The organism is Burkholderia sp. LS-044, from assembly GCF_004803625.1.
Taxonomy (GTDB): domain Bacteria; phylum Pseudomonadota; class Gammaproteobacteria; order Burkholderiales; family Burkholderiaceae; genus Burkholderia; species Burkholderia cepacia.
Window position 1 is genome coordinate 47030 of sequence record NZ_SSWO01000002.1, and the last position, 25188, is coordinate 72217.

A 25188-nucleotide genomic window follows, 5' to 3' on the forward strand; every position below is an offset into this window, starting at 1 on the left:
GTCGCCATTTCCGCTCGTCCGACTGATTGCTACTGGCGCTTGCCGCGCGCGACTTCGTCGCCGGCGCCGGGCGGCAGCCGCCGCGTGATCGGAATCGATGCGAACGAACACAGCCCGACCACGACGAACGCGGGCCAGAAATCCGACCACACCATCTTCTGATGACCCTGCAGCCAGTGCGAAACGTGCAGCACGAGGCCTGCCACCGTCACGCCGAGACCGAGCGACATCTGCTGCACGACGCTGCCGAGGCTGGTCGCGCGGCCCGCGTCGCGCGGCGAGATGTCCGCATAGATCATCGAGTTCAGGCTCGTGAACTGCAGCGCGGGGAAGATGCCGCCGACGAGCACGATCAGCCAGATCGCCCAGGTCGCCATGCCGGGATGGAACACGCCGTACGCGGCGATCGCGAGCCCCGCGAATGCCGCGTTGTAGATCAGTACCGTGCGGAAGCCGAAGCGGCGCAGCGTATGGGTGGCCGTCGAGCGGCTCATCGCGCCGCCGAACGCGGACGCGCACGTGATGAGCCCCGAATGGAACGCGCTCATGCCGAGCCCTTCCTGCAGCGCGAGCGGCAGCAGGAACGGCACCGCGCCGAGGCCGATGCGGAACAGCGACCCGCCGACGACGCTCGCGTGATACGTCGGGATCTTGAGGAAGCTGAGGTCGAGCACCGGGCGTTCCTTGCGGCGCGCGTACGGCACGTAGAGCGCGAGCAGGACGGTGCCGGTCACGCACATGGCGAGGGCGTTCGAGCGTGACGTGAGCGCACCGTCGATCAGCGTGAGGCCCATCAGCAGCAGTGCGGCGCCGCTGGCCGACAGCAGGAATCCGAACCAGTCGAGCGGGCCCGGGTCGGGCTCGTGCGTGTTCGCGATGTGCTTGCTCGCGAGGTAGATCCCGTAGATGCCGATCGGCACGTTGATGAAGAAGATCATCCGCCAGTGCAGGTAGGTCGTGATGAAGCCGCCGACGAGCGGCCCGACCGTGGGCCCGAACAGCGCGGGAATCGCGAGGTAGTTCATCGCGCGCACGAGATCGGAGCGCGGCACGGCGCGGAAAATGATGATGCGGCCGACGGGCACCATCATCGCGCCGCCGACGCCCTGGATGAAGCGCGCGAACGTGAGCACGCCGAGGGAATTGGATGCCGCGCACATCAGCGAGCCGACGACGAAGATGCCGATCGCGGTGCGGAACACGGAGCGCGCGCTGAATCGGTCGGCCAGCCAGCCGCAGATCGGAATGAACACGCCGAGCCCGACCACGTAGGCCGTGATCGCGATGTTCAACGTGACGGGGTTGTGCCCGAAGTCCCTCGCCATCGCGGGCAGGGCGGTGACGATGATGTTCGCGTCGACGCTTTCCATGAACAACGCACAGGCAACGATGAGCGGTGCTAGAAAGACGGGCGACATGGGCTGGGCGCGCGGTAAAGACGCCATTATGCCCACAATGTGACCATTGAGTCACGTACGACAACAGATGTTCCGCATATTGCAACAGTCGTTCTTTTCGCGGGCGGCGCGGAAAGAACGACTGCGCAAACGCCGAGCATGCCTGCGCGAGCCGCGCGAATCGAAACTTGCTTGATGTGCACGTTTTGTGCGACAGTCAGGCCCACTCGCAACACAAAACGACGCGCATCGATCGAGGGCCATCGAGACGAGCGCGCGCGCGAACGAGACCTCGTGCCGACCCGCTCACCATCGAAAGGAGGGGACACGTCATGACGTCACGTCGTGCCGCATCGATTGCATCTCGCATCTCAACGCGCATCCCAACCCGCTTTCCGCTTCGTCGCTCACCGCCGCTCGGGCGCCCCGCGCCGCGTCTTCGCTGGGCCGCCGCACTGGCCGTCGCGTATCTCGCCGTTGCCGGCTGCGCCGCGCAGGCCGACAACGCGAACCGGGCCGCCGCGCAGGCGGTCGATCAGTCGGCAGCGCCTGCAACGGCCGCGGTTGCCGGCCCCGCGTCGGGCACGCTGCTGCCGCCGCCGAGCCAGCTCTACGGCGACCTGTTTGTCGCGGTGCAGACCGCGCAGATCTATCCCGACCAGAAGACCTTCGTCGACGCGACGCCCGACAGCGATCCCGCGACGATCGTGCAGTTGTATCAGCAACAGAAATCGCAGCCGGGCTTCTCGCTGAAGGCGTTCGTCGGCCAGCATTTCACGCCGCCCCCGGAAGGCGGCGTCACGCCGCCGCCGAACCAGACGCTGCGCCAGCACATCGACTGGCTGTGGCCGCAGCTCACGCGCACGAGCACGACGGTGCCGCCCTACAGTTCGCTGATTCCGCTGCCGAAGCCGTATGTCGTGCCGGGCGGCCGCTTCCGCGAAGGCTACTACTGGGATACCTATTTCACGATGCTCGGGCTGCAGGTGTCGGGCCGCGAGGATCTCGTCGACGACATGCTCGACAACTTCGCCCATCTGATCGACACGATCGGGCACATCCCGAACGGCAACCGCACGTACTATGCGAGCCGCTCGCAGCCGCCGTTCTTCGCCTATATGGTCACGCTTGCCGCACAGGCCGAAGGCGACAAGGTCTACCAGAAATATCTGCCGGAACTGCGCAAGGAGTACGCGTACTGGATGCAGGGCGAAACCACGACGCCGCGCGGGCAGGCCGCGCGCAATGTGGTCGCGATGCCCGACGGCGCGGTGCTGAACCGCTACTGGGATGCGAGCGATACGCCGCGCGACGAGTCGTATCTCGAGGACGTGACGACCGCGAAGTCGGCGCCGGGGCGTCCGGCGAACGAGGTGTACCGCGACCTGCGCGCGGGCGCCGAAAGCGGCTGGGACTACAGCTCGCGCTGGTTCGGCGACGGCAAGACGCTCGCGACGATCCGCACGACGTCGATCGTGCCGGTCGACCTGAACAGCCTGATGTTCCATCTCGAGACGACGATCGTGAAGGGCTGCGTGCTCACGCGCGACGTGGCCTGCGTGACCGATTTTTCCGGGCGCGCGGCGCGGCGTGCGGCCGCGATCAACCGCTATCTGTGGAACCGTCGCGGCTACTACGGCGACTACGACTGGCAGTTGCGCAAGCCGCGCGACGCCGTGACGGCCGCCGCGCTGTATCCGTTGTTCGCGGGCGTTGCGTGGCCCGAGCGCGCGAAGGCGACCGCGCGCGAGGTGCGCAAGACGCTGCTGCAGCCGGGCGGCCTCGCGACGACCACCGAGAACACGGGGCAGCAATGGGACGCGCCGAACGGCTGGGCGCCGTTGCAGTGGATCGCGATCGACGGGCTGCGGCGCTACGGCGAACCGGCGCTCGCGAAGGACATCGGCACGCGTTTTCTGTCCGACGTGAAGCACGTGTATGCGACCGAAGGCAAGCTCGTCGAGAAATACGTGGTCGAAGGCGCCGGCACGGGCGGCGGCGGGGGCGGCGAATATCCGCTGCAGGACGGCTTCGGCTGGACCAACGGCGTCACGCTGAAACTGCTCGGGCTGTACGGCGAGTGACGCGCGGCACGGGCCGCGCGCTTGCCCCGCGAGAGAACGCACGGGCCGGACTGTCGCGTAAGCGGCCGTCCGGCCCGTGTCTGCATCCGGCGTGCGTCAGAACACGATCGTCGTGCGCACGCCGACCACCGTTTCGTCCCCGATGCGCGCACCGGCCGCGTTCGGGTTCGGGATGCCGCCGCCCGGACGGAAGAAGTGCTGCAGGTCGGCCTGCAACTGCCACCACGGCGTGACCTGGTACTGGTAGGTCGCCTCGACGACCGTTTCCGCGCGGCGTACCGGATAGCCGGGTGTCGTGTATGCGCCGGTGTCGCCGTCGAGGCCGCGCGCATGCGAGCCGATCTTCGTGTAGCCGACCGCGAGACCCGCGACGTCGTTGTCGCGTCCCTTGAACGGCGCCTTCAGCGTCACGCCTGCATTGGCGGCGAAATCGACGGTATTGCGATCGCCCGGCGCGCCCATCACGCGCGCGAATACGCCCACCGAGCGCGGGCTGTCCGGCGCCGGCCGCCACACCATCTGGTCCGCGACCGCATAGAAACTGTAGTTGCCGCGATGCGTGGCCGGCATGCCGTTGCTCGCCGGATTCGCGAGCGACAGGCCGTCGGTGCCGTAGCGCGGATCGTTCGCATGCTGCGACTGATACCAGAAGCCGAGCTTGTACGTGCCCGGCAAGCCGGCCGGCTGCGGCGCCTTCGGATCGGCGGGCGGCGCGTTCAGCGCATACTGCACTTCGCCGATCACGAACGCGCCGCTGCGCAGGTTGAAGTTGGTGCCGTGCGCGTTCAGCACCTGCGCATCGCCGTCGGTGCGGCCGGCCGGGTTGCCGTCGAACACGCCGACCATCGCGGTCCACGCATCGGCGGGCTTCACGCGCAGCCGCACGCCGAGCGACGACATCGGATACGCGGGGCCGCCGGCCGGCAGATCGGTCGACGGCAGCACGGGCCAGCCGAACGTGGCGTTCATGAACGCCGACGCGTTCTGGCTCACCATGAATTCCTGGTCGACGCTCTGCTGGCCGACCTTCACGTCGACCTTGCCGTCGAGCAGCGACTGCTGGTACCAGAGCTCCCACAGGCGCGTGGTCGAATTCGCCTCGATGCCGGTCGCGGTCTGCAGCGTCTGCAGATAGCGCTGCGTGAGGTTGGTGCCGTGAATCTGCAGCGCCGACACGTTGAACGTGCCGCCCGGCAGGCCGACCGCCTTGCCGGTGTCGACGTCGAAGCCGAATTGCGTGAGCCCCTGGTAGGCGCCGCCGCGACCCGTGCCGCCCGACGTGTTGTACAGGTACTCGCTGGTCTCCTGCAGGTTCAGCGTGATGCCGTGATCGCCCAGCACGTCGCGCAGGCCGCCCATGTTGCCGAGCAGGTTCGAGCGCTCCCCGAAGCTGGTGGGCGCGGCGGCCTGTTGTGCGGGAGCGGCGGCGTCGCCGGTGCCGGCCGCCGGTTCGGCCGCGGCGGGCGGCGAAGATTGCGCGAACGCGGGAGCGGCGGCGAGCGACAGCAGCAGCGCGGCGAGCGCATCGAGGCGGAGCGTGCGCGGAACGTGTTCGAGAGGGTTCTTCATGTGGGCTCCGTTGGTGGTTTGATTAGTGAGGCTGAAGAAGCGAAAACGTGATGCGGGAAGCGTGGCGGGACTGTCGCGCAGCACGGCTGCGCGACAGACGATTTACGGCAGCCAGCCGCCGATACGCCACACCTGCGCGAAGCCGAGGCGCGGCGCGGCCGAGCACAGCAGCGCGACGAGCGCGACCGCGGCCGCCATCACGGCGAACAGCAGGCAGTCGAGCGGGCGGGGCGCTGCCGGCACATGGGCGAGCGCCGAGCTGCGCCAGTTGCCGAGCGCGTGGGCGAGTGGCGAGAGGCCGGAAACGAACGAGCGGTCGCATGCGACATGCACGATGCGCTTGAGCCTGACCGCGAGCGATTGAAGAAACATGACGCTGCCTCCGTCCGGTCCGGCGAAGGCCGGACGACGTGATCGAGCGCGGGCGCGTGACGCGGCCAGCGATCGGAGGGTGGAACGTAACGGAGCGTGCAACGGACGAACCGGCGATGGCCGGCCCGGAAGGAAGCGCGCTAACCCGACGAATGCGAGCTAGCGGCGTAAGACATGCGTCTGGCTGCTATCTCGCGATGGCTTGGCCGGCCTGGACCGGCGTCGAACTGCAACTAGAGCATGTGTCCACGGAGGGACTCCTGTGATGAATTGCGGCGGATTGTATTCGCGTCGTTTGCTGCAGTGCAAGTAAAAAACGTATGAAAGGCGCCGTGCGTGGCGGACGCATCGCCGTGGAGCGCGAGGGTGCGAGGCCGCCACGACGAGGCGACGGCCGGGTGCCGCGCCGTTGTTCGCACACATCGGATCGTGACCGCGACGTGACGCGCTGAAAGGTTTCGGCACGTCGTTTCAAGGGCAATTCTTTCAGTGCCGTGAAGGCGGAAATTTATTTCGGGAAATGGGGTTTGGCGGGGTTGACTTCACTTTCGGGCCGTCCATAGAATCCGGCATCTTCACTCTTGGGGCCGCCGCCTTGGACGCCTGCAGTAGTCGATCTTCGAACGAAATTTCCGCCTGAGCGACCGACGTCCGCGCCTCATCGAAGCCGCCGTTTGTCCCCCGGGCAAACGGTGCGCGCAGCAGTATTCCGCAGCAAATTCCTACGTGCACCCTGATTCGCGCCGGTTAGCGTGATGCGTTTTCGCATGCGCCGCCCGGTTTCACCGCCGCCCGGCAGGCGGCCGCGTTCGCGCATGCCTTTCCCCGGCGCGCGAATGCCGGCCCGCACGCCTGACGGCGGTCAACCGTGTTCTCCGGAACACCGCACAGGAGCCGCCATGAACGACAGTGACAGTTGTCCCTTATGCCCGTTGCACGCACAGACCCTTTTGAACCCGGGTCGCAGGGACAATCCGGCCGACTAGCCTGACACGCCGTTCAGGCGCCGGACTGGCCCCGCGCCCACCACGCGGCCGGCACGCTTACCGTCGCCGCACGGAGCCAGACCATGAACTTCGGCCTTCTGCTGTCGAATCTCCCGCACGTCACGGAATCGCGCAACCACTACGACGCGATGCTGATGCTCGACGCCCGTCCGCGGGTGTTCTCCCGTCTGTTGAACCGGCTGAAATCGCTGATCCGCTGAAAGCAGCGCCGAGCGCGCCTCGGCATGCGCACGCGCGGCCGCCATCGGGCGGTCTCCCCGCGCGCATTCCAAGGTCGCACGCTCACCAGATAACCATTAGCCGTACGGAACACATCATGTCCACGCCATCCAACGTTTCTCCACCGATCGCCGTCGAACGCGCCGCCGTGCTCGACGAGGCCCACCTTGGCGACATCCGCGGCGCGCTCGGTACGATCGCGCATCACGACACCGGCACGCGCGGCTCGTGGTGGGCGCGCCTGCGCACGCTGCTCGCGATCATCGGCCCAGGCCTCATCGTGATGGTGGGCGACAACGACGCCGGCGCATTCGGCACCTACACGCAGGCCGGCCAGAACTACGGCACGACGCTGCTGTGGACGCTGCTGCTGCTCGTGCCCGTGCTGTACGTGAACCAGGAAATGGTGCTGCGCCTCGGCGCGGTGACGGGTGTCGGCCACGCACGGCTGATCTTCGAGCGCTTCGGCAAGTTCTGGGGCGCGTTCAGCGTGATCGACCTGTTCCTGCTCAATGCGCTCACCATCGTCACCGAGTTCATCGGCATCACGTTCGTGCTGGATTTCTTCGGGCTGCCGAAGGTCGCGGGCGTGTGCGTGGCCGCGGCGCTGACCATGGCCGCGGTGAGTACCGGGGATTTCAGGCGATTCGAGCGGTTCGCGATCGGGCTGTGCGTGCTGAGCCTGCTGCTCGTGCCGGTGCTCGTGTCGATCCATCCGCCCGTCGCGCAGATGACGCGCGATTTCTTCGTGCCGAACTGGCCCGCGCACGCGAAGCTGTCGGACGTGATGCTGCTCGTGATCGGCATCGTCGGCACGACCGTCGCGCCTTGGCAGCTGTTCTTCCAGCAGAGCTACGTGATCGACAAGCGCATCACGCCGCGCTTCATGAAGTATGAAAAGGCCGACCTGTGGATCGGCATCGCGTTCGTGCTGATCGGTGCGGTCGCCATGATCGGTTTCAGCGCCGCGCTGTTCAACGGGCATCCGGAAGCCGGCAACTTCGCCGACGCGGGCGGCATCATCGCGGGCCTCGAGAAGTATGCCGGCCGCACGAGCGCAACGCTGTTCGCGGTGGCGCTGCTCGACGCGTGCATCATCGGCGCGGCGGCCGTGTCGCTGTCGACGGCCTATGCAATCGGCGACGTGTTCAAGATCCGTCACTCACTGCACCGCGGCGTGTCCGATGCGAAGGGTTTCTATCTCGTGTATTTCGGCATCGTCGCGGCCGCGGCCACGCTCGTGCTGATTCCTGGCAGCCCGCTCGGCCTGCTGACCGAAGCGGTGCAGACGCTCGCGGGCGTGCTGCTGCCGAGCGCGACGGTGTTCCTGCTGGTGCTGTGCAACGACCGTCAGGTGCTCGGCCCGTGGGTCAACTCGACGAAGCTCAACGTGTTCACCGGTGCGGTGATCTGGGTGCTCGTGCTGCTGTCGATCATCCTCACTGCGTCGGTGATGTATCCGGACATCAGCGGCGAAGCGATCGTCGACGTGCTGGTCGGCGGCACCGTGCTCGCGATCACGGGCTATATCGCGACGGTATTGATCCGTCGCAACAAGCGCGTGATCGAACCGGCGATCGATCGCACGTTGCGCGACACGTGGCGCATGCCGCCGCTCGATACGCTCGAGCCGCAGAACATGACGCTGGCGACGCGAATCTGGATGGCCGTGCTGCGCGGCTATCTCGTGATCGCGGTTGGTCTCGTGATCGTCAAGGTGGTGCAGATGACGCTGCTGAAGTAACGCAGGCCGTTTGCCAGGAAGCGGCGCCGGGCCGCAGCCCGCACATGCCGGCCTCCGTGGCCGGCATGTGCGTTTACGCGCTTGCTTGCGGCACGTCGCACGCGCTGCGCGACGGTCAGATCAATTCGAGCTTCGACGTCAGGTACGTGAGCTGGATCCGGTTCGCGACGCCGAAGCGCTTGCGCAGCTTGCGCAGGTGATAGTCGACGTTGTGCGCGCTGGTGTCGAGGCGCCGGCCGATCTCCTTGTCGGATGCGCCTTCGGCGATGCCGAGCAGCAGTTCCTGCTCGAACGGCGTGAGCCCGTTCACCGCGCGCTCGCGCGATGTCGAGATCAGCTGCGGCGATGCGAACTTGTGCACCGACAGCCCGATCGACAGCGCCTGCTCGATCGTCGCCGGCGTGATCCATTCGCGCGTGCGGCGCGGCGCGGTGAAGCTCATGAACGCATGCAGCCGCGTGCCGGGCACGGCCATCGAATACATGATGCCGCTGCACATCCCGTCGTCCTGCATCGTCTGCAGGAAGCCGTCGAGCGCGGCCGGCGTCGCGCGCGGGCCGGCGTCGCGCTCGCGGTGTTCGCGGCGCAACTGCTGCAGGTCCCACACGATCGGCATGTTGCACACGCGTGCGCCGAGCGTACGCGGATCGACGTCGTGATGGTGGTGGCGCACGTAGTCGCCGCGATAGGTGGACGGCGTGAATGCTTCGTGCAGGTAGAGACTTTCGACCCGCTCGTGCGCGAATTCGAGCGCGAAGTACGCGAACGTCGAGAAACCCGTCAGGTGCAGCAGGCTTGCGACGATCCGGCTGCGCTCGGCCGTGCTCTGCGCGTGCGCGAGCGTATCGGCCACGCCGAGTTTCGGCGCGTGCGGCTGCGTGACGTCGCCGCGCTTCACGTCGTCGCACCAGACGACCTGCACGGGGCGCTCCCGCAGCGCGTCGGGGCACGCGCTGGGCCCGTGCGACGGGCGGGGAAAGGTTGAGGCGACCGCTTCTTCATGCAATGCAATGTCGGACATGTGCCATCCCTCGGAATCGACGCATCTCGCCTGACGGCGGCCGTATCGTGTACGGCCGTCGCGGCGGTGCGATCGAGCATCGGTGTGATATGCGCGGATCGTCATCCATGACGCAGCGCGGGGGCATTGTACAAAAACGCTTGTGTACGCGTAATATGCCGTAATACTAATGGCGGCGAAAGATTCCTATTCGCACGCAAATAACGAAGACCAGAAAATCCATCGAGACAAGACCAGATCGTGACGGGGCGCAGGTTCACATATTGGGAAAGGGCGGGCTCCTCATGACATACGCTGACGGCGCACCACGCGTCGAGTGGTTTTCGCAGGCCGATATTGCAACGGCCGCGGCTTATTCGAATGAATATCAGGCAATCGGGAACGACGTTTTTACCGGCGCGCAAATCGAATTCGGTAAAACCGACCCGGCTTTGGTCGATTTCGCGCAATGCCATGCGCGCTTGCGGCAAATCGGTTTCAGTACGCTCGGTTACGGCGCTTTCGAAATGATCGGGCGGCGCATCCTGTGCGCGCACCTGCTTCGCGACCTCGCTCCCGCGACGTTCATGCAGCCGTTTTTCGAGGGCATGCTCTACGAGAGCGACCCGCGGTTCGCGCAGGTGCGGCAGAGCGGCTTTCCGGTCGCGTGGCAGCTCGACGAGATCGAGGCGGCCGCGCAGGGCAGCGGCGACCGCAAGATGCTGGCGCTCGCCGGCCATCTGCGTGCGCACGCGATGAACAGCGGCGTGCTGTTCGGCCTGTCGGCGCCGCGCCTCGACCTGCGTGTCGCGGTGAACGTGACGTCGGAGACGCACGGCACCGAATGGATCGACGATCGCGTGATCGGCGGCGCGCTGTCGGTCAGCCTCGCGGTGCATCGTGTCGCGCTGCCGTTCCTCGAGGCACGCATCGCGCGCATGCGCGGCTTCGCGCTCGGCGACGAGCAACTACAGGTGCTCGACCGCCTCGTGCACGGTCTGTCCGACCAGGAGATCGCGAGTGCGCTGCGCACGTCGCTGCACAAGGTCGGCCACCATATCCGCTCGCTCGAAAAACTCTTCAACGTGCAGAACCGCGCGCAGCTCGCATATCTGGCGGCTCGCCGACTGCCGTCCTGACCCCGCGCGTCCGCCGCGTTCGTCCCCGTTTTTTCCCCGTGACCGATGACCGTCGGGCCGGCCCGTGCGTGGCCGGCCCGACGGGCCGCTGCGGCCGCGCGCGCCGGCGTGCCGCGCACACGATGCTTGACAGCGGTTTTTTCGAGTGATTGGCGAGTTCACCTATGAATTATTGCTGATTTATTTCTTCGTAATATGGCCCGGTCGTCACGCCGGATGGCGGGCCGCGAGGTTGCGCCGTGCGTGACGGAACTGGTCAACAGGGGCAGACAAATCAATGTGCGGAATCGACGGCTTTTTGAATAGCGTCGCCTGCGATGAGGAGACAGCGCGCGGCACGCTCGCGCGCATGACGGCGAGCCTTGCGCATCGCGGGCCGGACGGGCAGGGGATCTGGGTCGACCCGGAGGCCGGCATCGCGCTCGGCCACCGACGGCTCGCGATCGTCGACCTGTCGGTACACGGCCGACAGCCGATGGCATCCGCGTGCGGTCGCTACGTCATGGTCTTCAACGGCGAAATCTACAACCATCGCGAACTGCGCGCGGAGCTCGAGCGCGCGGGGCGCGCACCGGCGTGGCGCGGCCACTCCGACAGCGAGGTGCTGATCGCGGCGATCGTCGCGTGGGGTGTCGACGCGACGCTGCGGCGCGCGACCGGCATGTTTGCGTTCGCGCTGTGGAATCGGGCATCGCGGGTGCTGACGCTCGCGCGCGACCGGATCGGCGAAAAACCGCTCTATTACGGCCGGATCGGCGACGCGCTCGTGTTCGCGTCCGAACTGAAGGCGCTGCGCGGCTATCCGGGCTTCGACGGCGCGATCGATCGCGATGCGCTGTGCCTGTACCTGCGCCAGTCGAGCGTGCCCGCGCCGCATACGATCTATCGCGGCATCCACAAGCTGCCGCCCGGCACGTATATCCAGTTCGAGCATGCGCGCGACACGCCGCGCCTGCGTGCGTACTGGACGCTTGAACAGGTGATCGAGGACGGTCGCGCGGAGCCGTTCGAGGGCAGTGCCGACGACGCGGTGGGCCAGCTCGACGTGGTCCTGCGCCAGGCCGTCGCGCGGCAGATGGAAGCCGACGTGCCGCTCGGTGCGTTCCTGTCCGGCGGCATCGATTCATCGACGATCGTCGCGCTGATGCAGGCGCAATCGTCGACACCGGTCGATACGTTCACGATCGGCTTCCATGAGGCCGGCTACGACGAGGCCGGTTATGCGAAGGCCGTCGCGCGCCATCTCGGCACGCGCCATACCGAGCTCTACGTCACGGCCGACCATGCGCTCGGCGTCGTGCCGAAGCTGCCGTCGATCTACGACGAGCCGTTTTCCGATGCATCGCAGATCCCGACCTTTCTCGTGTCGGAGCTGACGCGCCGGCACGTGAAGGTGAGCCTGTCCGGCGACGGCGGCGACGAGCTGTTCGGCGGCTACACGCGCTACTTCCTGACGCCGCGCCTGTGGCGCAAGCTGCATCGCGTGCCGGGCGCCGTGCGCGCGCGGATCGCCGCCGCGCTGCATGCGTTGCGGCCCGATCACGCGGATCAGCTTGCGGCCGTCGCGCAGGGGGCGTGGGGCGGCGTGGAGGCACGCGAATCGGCGGCGCGCATCGGCGATCGCCTGCACAAGCTCGGCCACGTGATGACCGCCGAGAGCCGCATCGGGCTGTACCGGCTGCTGATGTCGTCGGTGCATCATCCCGAGCGCCTCGCGCTGTCGGGGCAGGAGCCGGCGACGCCGCTCGACACCGTATCCGCGTGGCCCGCGCACCTGAGCTTCGCCGAGCAGGCGATGGCGATCGACACGCTCACGTACCTGCCGACCGACATCCTCGCGAAAGTCGATCGCGCGGCGATGGCGGTGAGCCTCGAAACGCGTATGCCGTTCCTCGACCATCACGTCGTCGAATTCGCGTGGCGCGTGCCGGCGCACGTGCGCTTGCCGGAAGGGCAATCGAAGGCGCTGCTGCGCCGGCTGCTCGACCGCTACGTGCCGTCCGCGCTGATCGACCGGCCGAAGCAGGGCTTCTGCGCGCCCGTCGATCACTGGCTGCGCGGCGCGCTGCGCGACTGGGCCGAGGCGCTGCTGCGGCCGTCGCGATTGCGCGAGGAAGGCTATTTCGATGCGGACGCGGTCGAACGTCTGTGGCGGCAGCACGTGACCGGCCGGATGAACTGGCAGCACCAGCTGTGGACGGTGCTGATGTTCCAGGCGTGGCTGGAGGCGCAACGCGCCGCATGAGGCGGCGCGCGGCGCGTCGTTACTGATCGAGGCAGCGCATGCAGCGCCGCTTCGCGTCGTTCGAGTGGAGGCCGCGACACATCGTCATCACGGGCCGCGCATGGCACGAAGGCGGATCGGCGGAGGCCGCCGGCGAAGCTTGGCGGCGCGCGCGATCGGGCGGCGTGGTCGCAGCGGCATCCATCCGTCGCTGGCGCGCGGGCGGCGTGTCGCGACCGGCGCTGCCGTCATCCGGATCGCCCGGCGTCACCGACGCGACGTGAAGCGTGGTGTCGTTCGCCGCGTGCGCAACGGGCGGCGCGGTGCACACGAGTGCGACCAGCGCGGCCAACGTGCAAAGGCAGGCGACGGCGGTTCGCGAATCGCGCATCTTCATGATCGTTCCGTTCGTTCCGGGCCGGCGGCGCGGAGGGCGCGCGGCTACCGGGTCGATTGTAGGGACGGCGATGGTCGCGTGTCACGCCGGATTCCGTAGTCGCGGGCATCGGCGGCGGCCCGAGTGGCCGCGACGACACGTGACGACGCGTGACGAAGCGTGATGTCGTGCGGCCGCCGGCGCCCAAAAGCGACCGCCGCCCGGAGGCGGCGGTCGGGTCGCGACTGGCTGGCGGGCCGGGCGGCGTGCGTGCCGCGCCCGACGGGCGTGCCGCGAAGCGCTGCGGATCGGCGCAGCGCGGTGGGGGGAGCTCGCAGGCGAGCCGCATGCATGCGACTCGCGGGTAAATCGTCAGGCGTAGTCGGCGGCCATCACGGCTTGCGGTGCCGCGCGCAGGATCGGCGCGGCTTCGTGGCGCTCGACGTGCGTCATCGCCGCACCGAACAGCACCAGGCGATAGCCGACCGCATAGATCGGAATGATCCGCAGGTTCTTGTCGTGATCGAGTTGCAGCTTCGAGCGGATACGCGAGATATGGGTGTCGAGCGTACGCGACGACACACCGAGTTCACGGCCCCACACGGCTTCCTGGATTGCCTGCCGCGGCACGATCTTGTTCATGTTGTCGAGCAGGAATTCGACGACGTCGAATTCACGCGGCGTGACGTCGACGATCTTGTTGTCGATTTCGATCGTGCGGCGCACGAAGTTGATTTTTATGTTGTCGATGTACAGGTATTTGCAATCCATGGTGGCCCTCGCATGTCCATAAAGGAGTGTTTGCGGGTCCTGTGCTGCAACTTCCGGGCCAGGGAAGGGATCGTCACGTCACGACAGGGGGCGGCACCCGAGCGGACGGCGCTGTGGCCTTGAATTTAAAAGAATTTTCAAGGAGTGGCGTGCCGCGGGGAGGGAAAGGGTCCGAGCAAAGGTGAAGGATTGTTACGTAGCATCGGCGGCTGACGTTACGGGCGTTACGTCTGACGTAACGCGGGGAGCCGCAGGGGGCAACATGCGCGTGATCCGGATCGGCGGCAGGGGATGGGAACACGACATCGAACCCAACATCGAACCCTACATGGTTCGATGGGAAATTCATATAAATCAGTGACATAAGTGGCCACACTTGCCGACATCGAACCCTACATGAAACCCTGCACGGAAGCATGACGACCGTCGCCACCTTTGAACCGTTGTTTCCCGAAGATCGCGTACACGATCCGCTGCTCGAGCAGGCCGCCGAACTCGTCGATTCGTCGCAGCGGTTGCTTGCCGTACGCGATACCCCGCTGGCGACTGCGCTCTGCTGACTTCGCCTTCGCATCGTGGTGAACTTTCGTTCGGATTGCCGCTGAGCAGCCTCCGGTTTCTGTTTCCGAGGCTTTGGCCGGAAGTCGAGCAGGAGTAAGAGGGCCGACGGGCCGCGCGAGGTCGGGCGGCGTCGGCTCGAACACGCACGACATTCCCGCGATGCATTGAAAACGCCGGCCGCAGGGCGTCTCCGCCCCGCGGCCGGCGTGTCGCCCCGCCGTCAAGCCTTCGCGCTATCCGCCGAATCGAACGGCAGCACGTAATGCCGCTTGCCCGTTGCCGCGAAGATCGCGTTCGCGACCGCGGGCCCGACCGGCGCGACGCCCGGCTCACCGACCCCGGTCGGCGCTTCGGCCGACGGCACGATATGCACCTCGACCTTCGGCATCTCCGCGATGCGCAGCACGTGGTAGCCGTCGAAGTTGCGCTGTTCGACCTGGCCGTCCTTCAGCGTGATCGCGCTGTGCATCACCGCGCCGAGCCCGAAGCCGATGCCGCCCTCCATCTGCGCGGCGACGATGTCGGGATTGATCGCGATCCCGCAATCGACCGCGCACACCACGCGCTCGACCTTCACCTTGCCGTCCGCGTCGACCGACACCTCGGCCACCTGCGCGACATAGCTCTTGAACGCCTCGGCGACGGCGATCCCGCGCCCGCGGCCCTTCGGCAGCGGCTTGGCCGGATCCCAGCCGGCCTTCTGCGCGGCCAGGTCCAGCACCGCGCGCATGCGCGGCTCCTTCGCGAGCAGGTCGCGGCGGAATGCGTACGGATCCTTGCCCGCCGTGTGCGCGGCTTCGTCGATGAACGCCTCGACGGCGTACGCGGTGTGCGAGCTGCCGACCACGCGCCACCACAGCACGGGCAGGCCCACCTTGGTGGTGGTGAGTTCGACCGACACGTTCGGCACCGCGTACGGCAGGTTCGCCGCGCCCTCGACCGAGGTGGCGTCGATGCCGTTCTTGACCATGAACGCTTCGAACGGCGTGCCGGCGAGAATCGACTGGCCGACGATCCGGTGGCGCCAGCCGACCAGCTTGCCGTCCGCGGTCAGCCCCGCGTCGAGCTTGTGGAAGTACATCGGCCGGTAGAAGCCGCCCTGGATGTCGTCCTCGCGCGTCCATTGCAGCTTGACGGGCTTGCCGTCAGCGCCGAGCGCCTTCGCGATCGACACGGCCTCGACCACGTAGTCGGACCACGCGTTCGCGCGCCGGCCGAAGCTGCCGCCCGCGTACAGCGTGTGGATCTGCACCTGTTCGGGCTTCAGGCCGGCCGTCCTGGCCGCGTTGGCCTGGTCGACCGTCTGGAACTGGTCGCCGGCCCAGATTTCGCAGCTGTCCGCCGTCAGCTTGACGACCGCGTCGAGCGGCTCCATCGGCGCGTGCGCGAGATACGGGAATTCGTACGTCGCGCCGATCTTGCGCGCGGCGCCCGCGATCGCCGCATCGGCGTCGCCGTCCTTGCGGGCCGACGTGCCCGGCTTGTCGGCGAGCTGCCGGTATTCGCGCATGATCTCGTCCGAGCTGCGCTTTTCGGCGTGCGCTTCGTCCCATTCGACCTTCAGCGCGTCGCGACCCTGTTTCGCGGCCCAGAAGCCGGTTCCGACGACCGCGACGCCGCCCGGCACCTGCACGACCGACACGACACCCGGCACGGCCTTGGCGGCCGTCGCGTCGAACGATTTCACCGTGGCGCCGAAGCGCGGCGGGCGCTGCAGCAGCGCGACCCGCATGCCGGGGAAGGTCGTGTCGAGCGTGAAATGCGCGGTGCCGTTCGATTTCGGCGACGCGTCCACGCGCGGAATCCGCTGGCCGATCAGCTTGAAATCGGCCGGCTGCTTCAGCACGACCTTGTCCGGCACCGGCAGCTTCGACGCATCGGCGACGAGCGTGCCGTACGCGGCCTTCTTGCCGCTCTTCGCGTGCGTGACGACGCCGTTGGCGGTCGTCAGCTCGCCGGCCGGAACCTTCCAGCGGGCCGCCGCGGCCGACACCAGCATCGCGCGGGCCTTGCCGCCCGCTTCGCGCAGTTGCTGCCACGAGTTCGCCATCGCCGAGCTGCCGCCCGTGCCCTGCATCGTGCCGAACGCGAGGTTCGCGTAGCGTTTCGCATCGGCCGGCGCGCTTTCGACGCGCACGGTCGACCAGTCGGCGTCGAGCTCCTCGGCGACGATCGTCGCGATGCCCGTATACGCACCCTGGCCCATTTCGACGTGCTTCGCGATGACCGTGACGGCGCCGTCGGGCGTGATGCGCAGGAACGCATTCGGCGCGAAGTCCGCGGCGGGCGCGGTCGCGGCCAGCGCGCGGCGGCCGAGGCCGGCCCATTCGAAGCCGATGGTCAGGCTGACGGCGGCCGCGGCACCCGCGGCCTTCAGGAACGTGCGGCGCGACGGGCGCACCGACCCGGTGTTGTCGAGTTCGATCGTCATGGTCAGGCTCCCAGCGTCGCGGCCGCGTCGTGGATCGCCGCCCGGATGCGGGCGTAGGTCGCACAGCGGCACAGGTTGCCGTTCATCGCGGCGTCGATGTCCGCGTCGGTCGGCTTCGGGTTCTGTTCGAGCAGCGCGGTGGCCGACATGATCTGGCCGGACTGGCAGTAGCCGCACTGCGGCACCTGCAGCTTGACCCAGGCGGCCTGCACGGCCTGCGCGGGCTTGCTCTGCAGTCCTTCGATCGTCGTGATGTGCTTGCCCGCGATGCCGGCGAGCGGCAGCACGCACGAGCGGACGGCCTGGCCTTCGAGATGCACGGTGCACGCGCCGCACTGCGCCATGCCGCAGCCGAACTTCGTGCCGGTCAGTCCCGCGTGTTCGCGAATCGCCCAGAGGACGGGCATCGACGGATCGGCGTCGAGCGTGACGTTCTTGCCGTTCAGGACAAAGGAGGTAGGCATTTTGATTGTCTCCGTGGGGAAAACCCGGCATGCGCCCGGTTAGCGGGCAGTGTGCGCGAGGCACCGGCTTTTGCGTCTACCCAATCCTGCAAATTTATTGAACAATCCTGCAAATCCCCGGCAGGCTCCGGGCGGTTTCGCTATGCTCCCGCGACATGAGGAAATCTATCGAGGAAGTGTCATGGACATGACCGATATCGTGACGTCGCGCGAATCCGGGCGGCGCGAGCTGGCGACGCTGATCGGCCGTTTCGCGCCGGCGGACGGCTCGCATTCGACGGCCGTGCCGGGCCTGATGCTGCACCGGCACTCGCGGCCGGTCGATCTCGGCTGCGGCGTGTCGCGGGCCGCGCTCGTGATCGCCGCGCAGGGCGCGAAGCGCGTGATCGTCGCCGGCCAGGCCTACGAGTACGACACGCAGAATTGCCTGATTACATCGATCGACTTGCCGATCCTGTCGCGCGTGACGCACGCGTCGCCGGAAGCGCCCTACCTGTGCCTGTCGCTGACGCTCGATCCGCAGCGCATCGTCGAGCTCGCGGCCGAGATGCGGCTGCCCGAACCCGACGCGGGCCCCGAAGGCGAGGGGATCGCGCTCGCCGAGCTCACGCCGCCGCTGCTCGATGCCGCGCTGCGCCTGACGCGGCTGCTCGATACGCCGGCCGACATTCCGGTCGTCGCGCCGTTGATCGAAAAGGAACTGCTGTACCGGCTGATGACGAGCGGGCAGGGCACGCGGCTGCGGCACATGGCGATCGCGGGCAGCCAGACGCACCGGATCGCGCGCGCGATCGAATGGCTCCGCGATCACTTCGCGGAGCCGATGCGCGTCGAGTCGCTCGCGCAGGCGGTCAACATGAGCGTGTCGTCGCTGCACCACCATTTCAAGCACGTGACGACGCTGAGCCCGCTGCAGTACCAGAAGCAGCTGCGGCTGCACGAGGCGCGGCGGCTGTTGCTGCGGCAGGGCGGCGATGTCGGGTCGGTGGCGGCCGTCGTCGGCTACGAAAGCGCCTCGCAGTTCAGCCGCGAATACAGCCGGCTGTTCGGCGCGCCGCCGATGCGCGACGTCGTGCAACTGCGGAAGAAGGAACTGCTCGGCTGACGGCCGGCAGCCGGCGCGCGGCCGGTCGCCGGTCGCCGGTCATTTCATCGGGCGACCACCGTCGTCTGCAGGAACGTCGGCGCGATCCGCCAGTCCGGCACGTAATGCGCCGGCCACGCGCCCGGCGTATCGACTGCGTTGAAATACACGACCGCCTTCAGCAGCGGATAGCGCCACAGCGACCGCTGGAGTTCGTCGAGTGCCTCGCGCTTGCGCGAACCGGACCCGTCGACGCCGAGCTCCGTGAGCATCACCGGCAGCCCGTAATCGGTCACCCGCTCGTATTTGGTCCGCAGGATGCTCGCGGCGGACGCATGGCCGCCGGCCGGCCAGATCGCGCAGCGCGGGCAGTCGAACACGGACAGGCCGACGGCGTCCACATAACCGCGGCCCGGAAAATAGTCGTCGAGGTTCCGGTTGCCGGCCGGCGACCACACGTAGCGGAGCTGGTCGGTCATCGTGCGGCACGTGGTCACGACGCGCCGGTACGCCTCCACGTAGGCCGGCGCATCGCCGATGGCCCACGGATAGCGCCCGGTGTCGGCCTCCATCTCGTGGCCCCAGCGCACGAACACGGGGCCCTTCAACGCGGCGAGCGCCGAGCAGGTGGCCGCGATCCGTGTGTCGTAGCGCCCGAGCGCGATATCCGCGAGCAGTGCGCCTGGGCGCGTATCGCCCGCCGCCCAGGGCTCGACGGTCAGCATCAGCGAGCGGTTCCGTGCCTGCGCGTTCCGGTAGGCTGCGTCGATTTCCGCGCGGATGTCGGGTGCGTTCCACGACACGAACACATGGTCGAACGCGAGATCCCGGTCGGCCGCGAGCGTGTTGTCGGGATCGTATGCGCCGAGTTCGGGCTGCTTCACCGGTTCGCCCGGCGCGGGCGCGACCACGGCCGGCAGGCCCGAACGCCACATCATCGCCTGCCAGCCTTTCGGCGCGCGCAGCCCGATGCCCGCGAGCAGCATCGCGAGCGCGAACACGAACAGCGCGTTGCGCACGGGCAGGCGGCTGAAGAACATCTGCCGGAACGCCGACCATTCGAGCCCTTGCTCCCTGCCGTGATTCACCGCGACGACGGCCGCGATCACGAGATACAGGATGCTCGTCAGCGTCGAGAACAGATAGAAGCCCGCGGCATTGCGCGGGTTCTCGACCGTGACGACGGGCAGGCTGCAGAACAGCGAGATCAGCAGGTACGGCGCGACCACGCGCAGCGGCGCGTCCTGTTCGATCGTGCCGCCCTTCGGCGTGACCTTGAACGGAAATTCCTTGCCGCGCACGAAGTCGAACACCGCCGACGCGCAGCCGAGCACGACCCACGGCCAGCGCGCGAACACGAACGACAGCCCTTCCCACGACAGCAGCTTCGTATTCAGCGGGCGGCACGACTGGGTCGAACGCGTGGCCCAGGTCACGACGCACAGGAGCAGCACGGCCAGCGGCAGCGCGTAGGTGAGGTACGTGAGGTAGTCGACGTGCGCCCACACGCGGCCGGTGAGCAGCGCGACGACCGGAATCACGACGCCGCCGGCCATCGCGAGCGCGCACAGCGGGTACCACAGCTGGCAGAACAGGAACTGCGCCTTCAGCTTCAGCGGCAGCCCCATGAAGTAATGGCGCGTGTAGCGCAGCATGATGATCATCACGCTCTTGGACCACTGGAACTCCTGCGTGGCGAGGTCGCCGAACGTGCGCGGCCCTTCGCCGTTCGCGATCGCGTTCAGCGCGTGCATGCCGCGCCAGCCCTTCGAATTGAAGATCATCGTGGTCGAGTGATCCTCGGCGAGCTCGGGCCCGAGCCCGCCGATCTCGCGCAGCGCACGGCAGCGCACCGCATAGTGCGAGCCGATGCACAGCGGCGCGAGCCCGCCCGCATAACCGGCCTGCATCGTGCCGTGCAGCGGCCCCTCGACGTTCACGCGCCCGCGCGCGCTCCAGCTCCCGGCCGCGTTGCTGTCGCAGATGCTCGGTGCCGACACGTAGCCGACTTTCGGATCGACGAACGGCCGCAGCATCTCCTCGAGATAGGTGCGGGTCGGCACGTGGTCGGCGTCGAGCTGCGACACGAAATCGTAGTTGTCGTAGCCGACCATGTCGTAGAAGTACGCGAGATTGCCTTCCTTGCATCTGGTGCGGCGCGGCCAGCTCGCGCGGTGGTACGCGGCGATGCCGCGCCGTGTCGACACGAATACGCCGTGCTCGCGGCACCAGTCGAGCGTCTCGGGCGACGGGTCTTCATCCGCGAGCCACGTATCGTGCGGGTAGGTCTGGTCGAGCATCGCGAGCAGCGTCGTGCGGACGATGTCGAACGGCTCCGACGGCGCCTTGGTGACGACCATCGCGACGCGCCAGTCGCGCGGCACCGGCAGCGCGGGGTTCGGCACGACCGCCGAGCGGATGATGAAGATGAAGTAGCCCGGAATGAAGGTGGTCCAGAACAGCACGAAGCAGTTGACGCCGAAGCGGAACGCGTCGACGTAGTGCTCGTCGCGCAGCCACCAGCGCCAGAAGATGCCCAGCGCGACGAACCAGCACAGCGCGAGGATGTGGAAGACGATCCTGGTCCCGCTGTCCATCAACGGGACGACGAGCGGGACGTCTGCCTGCTGCGAGTCGGTGCGAACGGCTTCGGTGTCGGGTTCGGCGGTATCGGTGGTATCCGGCACGGAGCCGCCCGCAAGCGACGCAACCAGCTTCTTCATGGTGCTCTCCCGTCAAGGTCGGATCATCAGTCTTGAAGCAGGCCGCGTTGCGGCCGGGTGTCCTCGCTGGCGTGCTGTTGTTCCGGTGCCGGTGCCGCCGGCGTGCGCTCGCCGCACGAACGGCCCACGCGTTCGTAGCGGCGAAAGCCGCTGTCGACGGCCAGCCGTTCGCTGAACAGGTTGCGCATGTCGAGCATCACGGGATCGGCCATGTGATCCGCGAGGTCGGCGAGATCGAGTGCCTCGAACGCCTTCCATTCGGTCATCACGACGACGGCGTCCGCGCTGCGCACCGCGTCGATCGCGGAGCCCTCCATGAATACCTGCGGCAGCAGCCGCGACGCTTCGTGCGGACGTGCCGGGTCGTACGCGCGGATATGCGCGCCCGCGCCGACGAGCAGCTGGATCACGTCGATGCTCGGGCTTTCGCGCACGTCGTCGGTCTGGCCTTTGAACGTGAGGCCGAGCACCGCGATGCGCTTGTCCTTGATCGAGCCGCCGCACGCCTTCTCGATGCGGCGCAGGATCTGCTCCTTGCGCAGCGCGTTCGATTCGATCGCCGCGCTGACGATGCGCAGCGGCACCGCGTGTTCGGAGGCCGTCGCCTTCAGCGCGCGCGTGTCCTTCGGAAAGCACGAGCCGCCCCAGCCGGGGCCGGCTTTCAGGAACGATGCGCCGATGCGGCGGTCGAGGCCCATTCCGTTCGCGACCAGTTCGACATCGGCGCCGACCGCTTCGCACAGGTCCGAGATCTCGTTGATGTAGCTGATCTTCACCGCGAGGAACGCATTCGCCGCGTATTTCACGAGTTCGGCCGTTTCGATCTCGGTCGCGAGCACGAGGTGGCCCGTCGCTTCGAGCGGCGCATAGATCGCCTTCATGATCTCGATCGCGCGCGGATGCTCGGCGCCGAACACGACGCGGTCCGGATGCATGAAATCGTCGATCGCCGAGCCTTCGCGCAGGAATTCCGGATTCGATGCGATCGCCGCGTCGACGCCTGCCGGCGCGTGGCGTTCGACGATCTGCCCGACGACCCGGTTGGTGCCGACCGGCACCGTCGACTTCGTGACGACGACCGCGAAACCGGTCAGGTTCGACGCGATCTCGCGCGCGGCCGCCTCGACGTACTGCAGGTCTGCCTGGTCGGTGCCCGGCAGCGTCGGCGTGCCGACCGCGATGAATACCGCATCGCGATCGCGCACGCTCGCCGCGAGGTCGCTGCTGAAGCGCAGCGTGCCGCGTTCGACGTTGCGTGCGACGAGTGCGTCGAGGCCCGGTTCGTAGATCGGGATGCGGCCTTCGTTCAGCGCGTCGATCTTGCCGCGATTGTTGTCGATGCAGACGACGTCATGCCCGAGATCCGCAAAGCACGCGCCGCTCACCAGCCCGACGTAACCCGTGCCGACGATGGCGATCCGCACATTCATGGTGATTCCCCTGGGTGGCGTTCAAGGAAACTTGCTCACTTGCCGGATTCGACTTGCAGTGCTTTCTGAAACCATGCCGCGGCGTGTTCGACCATCGGTTCGATCGCGGTGAAACGCGGCCGCCAGCCGAGCACGAGCGCGGCTTTCGTGGCGTCGGCGTACAGCTCGGGCGGGTCGCCCGGGCGGCGCGCGGCCGTCACCGTCGGCACGCGGCGGCCCGTCACGGCTTCGACGGCGCGCAGCGCGTCGAGCACCGACGTCCCTTTGCCGGTGCCGAGATTCAATGCGACGCTGTGGCCGCCGCCGCACAGATAGGCGGTCGCCTGCAGGTGCGCGTCGGCGAGGTCGCTCACGTGCACGTAGTCGCGAATCGCCGAGCCGTCGGGCGTCGGGTAGTCGGTGCCCATCACCTGGAACGCGTCGCCCGTGCCGAGTGCCGCGCGGATCGCGAGCGGCAGCGCGTGCGTTTCCGGTTCGTGGCATTCGCCGATCATGCCGTCGGGGTCCGCGCCTGCCGCGTTGAAGTAGCGCAGCGCGACCCACCTGGTTCCGTACGCGCGCTCGAAATCGGCGGCCATCCGTTCCATCGCGTACTTGGTGAAGCCGTACGGATTGATCGGCCGCTGCGGCGTGCGTTCCGAGATCGGCAGCGCATCCGGAATGCCGTACGTCGCGCACGACGACGACATCACGATCCGTCCGACGCCGGCCGCGCGCATCGCGCTCAGCAGCATGCAGGTGCCCGTGACGTTGACCGTGTAATAGCGCTCGGGCGCGAGCACCGATTCGCCGACGTAGGCGAGCGCGGCGAAATGGATCACGACGTCGGGCCGATGCGCGGCGAACGCCTTCGACAGCGCGTCGCGATCGAGAATGTCGGCCGCGACGAGCGGCCCCCACCGAACGGCGTCGCGATGGCCGGTCGACAGATTGTCGTAGGCGACCGGCTCGTGTCCCGCTGCCGCGAGCGCCTTGCAGGTATGGCTGCCGATATAGCCCGCTCCGCCTGTCACGAGCACCTTCATGCCGTGGCCCCGGTCATGCGCAGCACCGGCTCGAGCCACAGTTCCCGGCTGAAATAGTCGACGGTCCGGCGCAGCCCTTCGTCGAGATCGATGGCCGGCCGCCAGCCGAGCTCGGCCGCCGCGATCGAGATGTCGGGCCTGCGCTGGTGCGGATCGTCGATCGGCAGCGGCCGGAACAGGATCTCCGATTTCGAGCCCGTCATCGCGAGCACTTTCTCCGCGAGTTCGAGCATCGTGAATTCGCCGGGGTTGCCGATGTTGACCGGCGTGCCGATGTTGCGCTCGGCACTCATCAGGCAGAAGAAGCCGTCGACGAGATCGGTCGCGAAGCAGAACGAGCGTGTCTGCATGCCGTCGCCGTAGATTTCGAGCGGCGCGCCGTTGAGCGCGCCGACGATGAAGTTCGACACGACGCGGCCGTCGCGCGGCGACATCCGCGGGCCGTAGGTGTTGAAGATGCGCGCGACGCGCACGTCGATGCCGTGCATGCGGTAGTAGTCGTAGCACAGCGCCTCGGCTGCGCGCTTGCCTTCGTCGTAGCACGCGCGCGGGCCGATCGTGTTCACGTTGCCGCGATAGGTTTCCGTCTGCGGATGCACGGCCGGGTCGCCGTAAATCTCGCTGGTCGACGCCTGGAACACGCGCGCGCCCGTCTTGCGCGCGAGCGCGAGGCAGTGGTGCATGCCGAGCACGTTCGTCATCATCGTGTGGACGGGATCGATCTGGTAGGTGGGCGGCGATGCCGCGCACGCGAGATTCCAGATCTCGTCCACCTGCAGTTGCGGCAGGCCGAGCGAGACGTCGCCCTTCACGAACTCGAAGCGGCCGGACGCCTTCAGATCGGCGACGTTGAGCTTGCGCCCCGTCAGCAGGCTGTCGATGCACGTGACGGATGCGCCTTCCATGACCAGGCGCTCGCATACATAGCTGCCGAGAAAGCCGGCGCCGCCCGTGACGAGGACACGCTGCCCGGCGCGCGTCTCGAGCGTGACCCTGTCATTCATGGCTTTCACCTTCGTCGTTCAGCTCGGGGAACCACACGTCGATCAGTTCGACGGCGGCGCGCACGCGTTCCATCCCGCTGCACGGGTGTCGCTTCGGCAAGCGCCGGTTCGCATGTGCGGATGTCGACGAAGCGCCGCGACAGGCGCTCCGGTTTCGCTGACTACCCCGTTGATGCTTGAACGACGCAAGCGTCGATCGATCGGTGGTGATCTTCATCGCCTTTTCCCCGATACGCTGATTGACGAGCAGGCCGCCGTTCGTGATCTTGTGCCACGGCGTGCCGCTCGGTGAGAGCCGGATATCAGGCAATCGGCATGCCATGAACGATGTCGACACGATGCGCGCGGGCGCGGCGGCGAGATTGCAGCGTGATATGCGCGCTTCTGTTTCATGCGTGAATCGTGGGGACAGAAAAGCAGGCAGGCCGATTGCCGGATCGATGCGATTCGATACGACGAAACACGAGATAAATCAGGCTTTTGCGGGATTCGATTTGTCAAGAAGGTGTTGAGCGGGAATGTTTCATCAATGAGAAATGAGCGGATAAAGGACTAAAGCGTTTC

The 25188-nt window shown here is 67.4% G+C and carries 18 protein-coding genes and 1 pseudogene; 7 read left to right on the forward strand and 12 right to left on the reverse strand.

The features are described from left to right. Positions 1-29: 29 nt before the first annotated feature. On the reverse strand, positions 30-1418 hold the full coding sequence (locus E9536_RS05295) for an MFS transporter (protein ID WP_027789532.1): 1389 nt from the start codon (positions 1416-1418) through the stop codon (positions 30-32). Between the two features lie 311 nt (positions 1419-1729). Between E9536_RS05295 and treA the strand changes: the two genes are divergently transcribed. Next, the gene (gene treA / locus E9536_RS05300; RefSeq protein ID WP_136469438.1) at positions 1730-3481 is read left to right on the forward strand and encodes an alpha,alpha-trehalase TreA; all 1752 of its coding nucleotides are present in this window, start codon (positions 1730-1732) and stop codon (positions 3479-3481) included. Positions 3482-3577: 96 nt separating this feature from the next. Here treA and E9536_RS05305 read toward each other — a convergent pair whose 3' ends face one another. Continuing rightward, a complete protein-coding gene (locus tag E9536_RS05305) occupies positions 3578-5050 on the reverse strand; it encodes a carbohydrate porin (RefSeq protein ID WP_136469439.1) in 1473 nt (490 codons plus the stop codon). Between the two features lie 102 nt (positions 5051-5152). Continuing rightward, a complete protein-coding gene (locus E9536_RS05310; protein WP_027789529.1) occupies positions 5153-5422 on the reverse strand; it encodes a hypothetical protein in 270 nt (89 codons plus the stop codon). 1069 nt (positions 5423-6491) lie between these two features. On the opposite strand from E9536_RS05310, the gene E9536_RS41325 reads away from it, so the two are divergent. Together E9536_RS41325 and E9536_RS05315 are read left to right on the forward strand one after the other, a co-directional pair. After that, on the forward strand, positions 6492-6629 hold the full coding sequence (locus E9536_RS41325) for a hypothetical protein (RefSeq protein WP_162923104.1): 138 nt from the start codon (positions 6492-6494) through the stop codon (positions 6627-6629). A 116-nt stretch (positions 6630-6745) separates the two neighbouring features. Further along, positions 6746-8392 (forward strand): NRAMP family divalent metal transporter, encoded by a 1647-nt coding sequence (locus E9536_RS05315; RefSeq protein WP_027789528.1) that lies wholly within the window; start codon positions 6746-6748, stop codon positions 8390-8392. A gap of 115 nt (positions 8393-8507) precedes the next feature. On the opposite strand, the gene E9536_RS05320 is transcribed toward E9536_RS05315, so the two are convergent. Next, positions 8508-9413, reverse strand: a complete 906-nt coding sequence (locus E9536_RS05320) for a LuxR family transcriptional regulator (protein WP_027789527.1) — start codon at positions 9411-9413, stop codon at positions 8508-8510. 284 nt (positions 9414-9697) lie between these two features. Here E9536_RS05320 and E9536_RS05325 point away from each other — a divergent pair, with 284 nt between their 5' ends. Beyond that, entirely contained in the window at positions 9698-10531 is an 834-nt protein-coding gene (locus E9536_RS05325; RefSeq protein ID WP_059698639.1) for an autoinducer binding domain-containing protein, read from the forward strand. A gap of 277 nt (positions 10532-10808) precedes the next feature. Beyond that, entirely contained in the window at positions 10809-12776 is a 1968-nt protein-coding gene (gene asnB / locus E9536_RS05330; protein ID WP_059698640.1) for an asparagine synthase (glutamine-hydrolyzing), read from the forward strand. Positions 12777-12795: 19 nt separating this feature from the next. Here the strand turns inward: asnB and E9536_RS05335 are convergent. Together E9536_RS05335 and E9536_RS05340 are read right to left on the reverse strand one after the other, a co-directional pair. After that, positions 12796-12990: pseudogene (locus E9536_RS05335) on the reverse strand (lytic transglycosylase); the annotation flags it as partial. Positions 12991-13503: 513 nt separating this feature from the next. Then, entirely contained in the window at positions 13504-13902 is a 399-nt protein-coding gene (locus tag E9536_RS05340; RefSeq protein ID WP_027789523.1) for a winged helix-turn-helix domain-containing protein, read from the reverse strand. 416 nt (positions 13903-14318) lie between these two features. Here E9536_RS05340 and E9536_RS05345 point away from each other — a divergent pair, with 416 nt between their 5' ends. Next, on the forward strand, positions 14319-14462 hold the full coding sequence (locus E9536_RS05345; RefSeq protein WP_226112757.1) for a hypothetical protein: 144 nt from the start codon (positions 14319-14321) through the stop codon (positions 14460-14462). 221 nt (positions 14463-14683) lie between these two features. Here the strand turns inward: E9536_RS05345 and E9536_RS05350 are convergent, their stop codons facing one another. Both E9536_RS05350 and E9536_RS05355 read right to left on the reverse strand, forming a co-directional pair. Next, positions 14684-16894, reverse strand: coding sequence for a xanthine dehydrogenase family protein molybdopterin-binding subunit (locus E9536_RS05350; RefSeq protein WP_059698644.1), 2211 nt, complete (start codon positions 16892-16894; stop codon positions 14684-14686). A 2-nt stretch (positions 16895-16896) separates the two neighbouring features. After that, positions 16897-17358 (reverse strand): (2Fe-2S)-binding protein, encoded by a 462-nt coding sequence (locus E9536_RS05355; RefSeq protein ID WP_021162969.1) that lies wholly within the window; start codon positions 17356-17358, stop codon positions 16897-16899. A 181-nt stretch (positions 17359-17539) separates the two neighbouring features. On the opposite strand from E9536_RS05355, the gene E9536_RS05360 reads away from it, so the two are divergent. Then, positions 17540-18463: an AraC family transcriptional regulator gene (locus E9536_RS05360; protein ID WP_027789521.1), complete on the forward strand. Its 924-nt coding sequence runs from the start codon at positions 17540-17542 to the stop codon at positions 18461-18463. A gap of 44 nt (positions 18464-18507) precedes the next feature. On the opposite strand, the gene E9536_RS05365 is transcribed toward E9536_RS05360, so the two are convergent. From E9536_RS05365 to E9536_RS05380, 4 genes are read right to left on the reverse strand one after another with little or no spacing between them, the layout of a single operon-like run. Continuing rightward, a complete protein-coding gene (locus E9536_RS05365) occupies positions 18508-21165 on the reverse strand; it encodes a glycosyltransferase family 2 protein (RefSeq protein WP_136469440.1) in 2658 nt (885 codons plus the stop codon). A 26-nt stretch (positions 21166-21191) separates the two neighbouring features. Continuing rightward, positions 21192-22595 (reverse strand): UDP-glucose/GDP-mannose dehydrogenase family protein, encoded by a 1404-nt coding sequence (locus E9536_RS05370; RefSeq protein ID WP_060086278.1) that lies wholly within the window; start codon positions 22593-22595, stop codon positions 21192-21194. Positions 22596-22630: 35 nt separating this feature from the next. Continuing rightward, positions 22631-23620: a UDP-glucose 4-epimerase GalE gene (gene galE, locus E9536_RS05375; RefSeq protein WP_059698651.1), complete on the reverse strand. Its 990-nt coding sequence runs from the start codon at positions 23618-23620 to the stop codon at positions 22631-22633. Next, a complete protein-coding gene (locus E9536_RS05380) occupies positions 23617-24624 on the reverse strand; it encodes a UDP-glucuronic acid decarboxylase family protein (RefSeq protein WP_059698653.1) in 1008 nt (335 codons plus the stop codon). Before E9536_RS05380 ends, galE begins: the two co-directional genes overlap by 4 nt. Positions 24625-25188: the final 564 nt, after the last annotated feature.

What these genes read in the sequence shown, in the direction of transcription:
- E9536_RS05295 (WP_027789532.1), bottom strand. Translation starts at nt 1,418, where the DNA reads ATGTCGCCCGTCTTTCTAGCACCGCTCATCGTTGCCTGTGCGTTGTTC.
- treA (WP_136469438.1), top strand. Translation starts at nt 1,730, where the DNA reads ATGACGTCACGTCGTGCCGCATCGATTGCATCTCGCATCTCAACGCGC.
- E9536_RS05305 (WP_136469439.1), bottom strand. Translation starts at nt 5,050, where the DNA reads ATGAAGAACCCTCTCGAACACGTTCCGCGCACGCTCCGCCTCGATGCG.
- E9536_RS05310 (WP_027789529.1), bottom strand. Translation starts at nt 5,422, where the DNA reads ATGTTTCTTCAATCGCTCGCGGTCAGGCTCAAGCGCATCGTGCATGTC.
- E9536_RS41325 (WP_162923104.1), top strand. Translation starts at nt 6,492, where the DNA reads ATGAACTTCGGCCTTCTGCTGTCGAATCTCCCGCACGTCACGGAATCG.
- E9536_RS05315 (WP_027789528.1), top strand. Translation starts at nt 6,746, where the DNA reads ATGTCCACGCCATCCAACGTTTCTCCACCGATCGCCGTCGAACGCGCC.
- E9536_RS05320 (WP_027789527.1), bottom strand. Translation starts at nt 9,413, where the DNA reads ATGTCCGACATTGCATTGCATGAAGAAGCGGTCGCCTCAACCTTTCCC.
- E9536_RS05325 (WP_059698639.1), top strand. Translation starts at nt 9,698, where the DNA reads ATGACATACGCTGACGGCGCACCACGCGTCGAGTGGTTTTCGCAGGCC.
- asnB (WP_059698640.1), top strand. Translation starts at nt 10,809, where the DNA reads ATGTGCGGAATCGACGGCTTTTTGAATAGCGTCGCCTGCGATGAGGAG.
- E9536_RS05340 (WP_027789523.1), bottom strand. Translation starts at nt 13,902, where the DNA reads ATGGATTGCAAATACCTGTACATCGACAACATAAAAATCAACTTCGTG.
- E9536_RS05345 (WP_226112757.1), top strand. Translation starts at nt 14,319, where the DNA reads ATGACGACCGTCGCCACCTTTGAACCGTTGTTTCCCGAAGATCGCGTA.
- E9536_RS05350 (WP_059698644.1), bottom strand. Translation starts at nt 16,894, where the DNA reads ATGACGATCGAACTCGACAACACCGGGTCGGTGCGCCCGTCGCGCCGC.
- E9536_RS05355 (WP_021162969.1), bottom strand. Translation starts at nt 17,358, where the DNA reads ATGCCTACCTCCTTTGTCCTGAACGGCAAGAACGTCACGCTCGACGCC.
- E9536_RS05360 (WP_027789521.1), top strand. Translation starts at nt 17,540, where the DNA reads ATGGACATGACCGATATCGTGACGTCGCGCGAATCCGGGCGGCGCGAG.
- E9536_RS05365 (WP_136469440.1), bottom strand. Translation starts at nt 21,165, where the DNA reads ATGAAGAAGCTGGTTGCGTCGCTTGCGGGCGGCTCCGTGCCGGATACC.
- E9536_RS05370 (WP_060086278.1), bottom strand. Translation starts at nt 22,595, where the DNA reads ATGAATGTGCGGATCGCCATCGTCGGCACGGGTTACGTCGGGCTGGTG.
- galE (WP_059698651.1), bottom strand. Translation starts at nt 23,620, where the DNA reads ATGAAGGTGCTCGTGACAGGCGGAGCGGGCTATATCGGCAGCCATACC.
- E9536_RS05380 (WP_059698653.1), bottom strand. Translation starts at nt 24,624, where the DNA reads ATGAATGACAGGGTCACGCTCGAGACGCGCGCCGGGCAGCGTGTCCTC.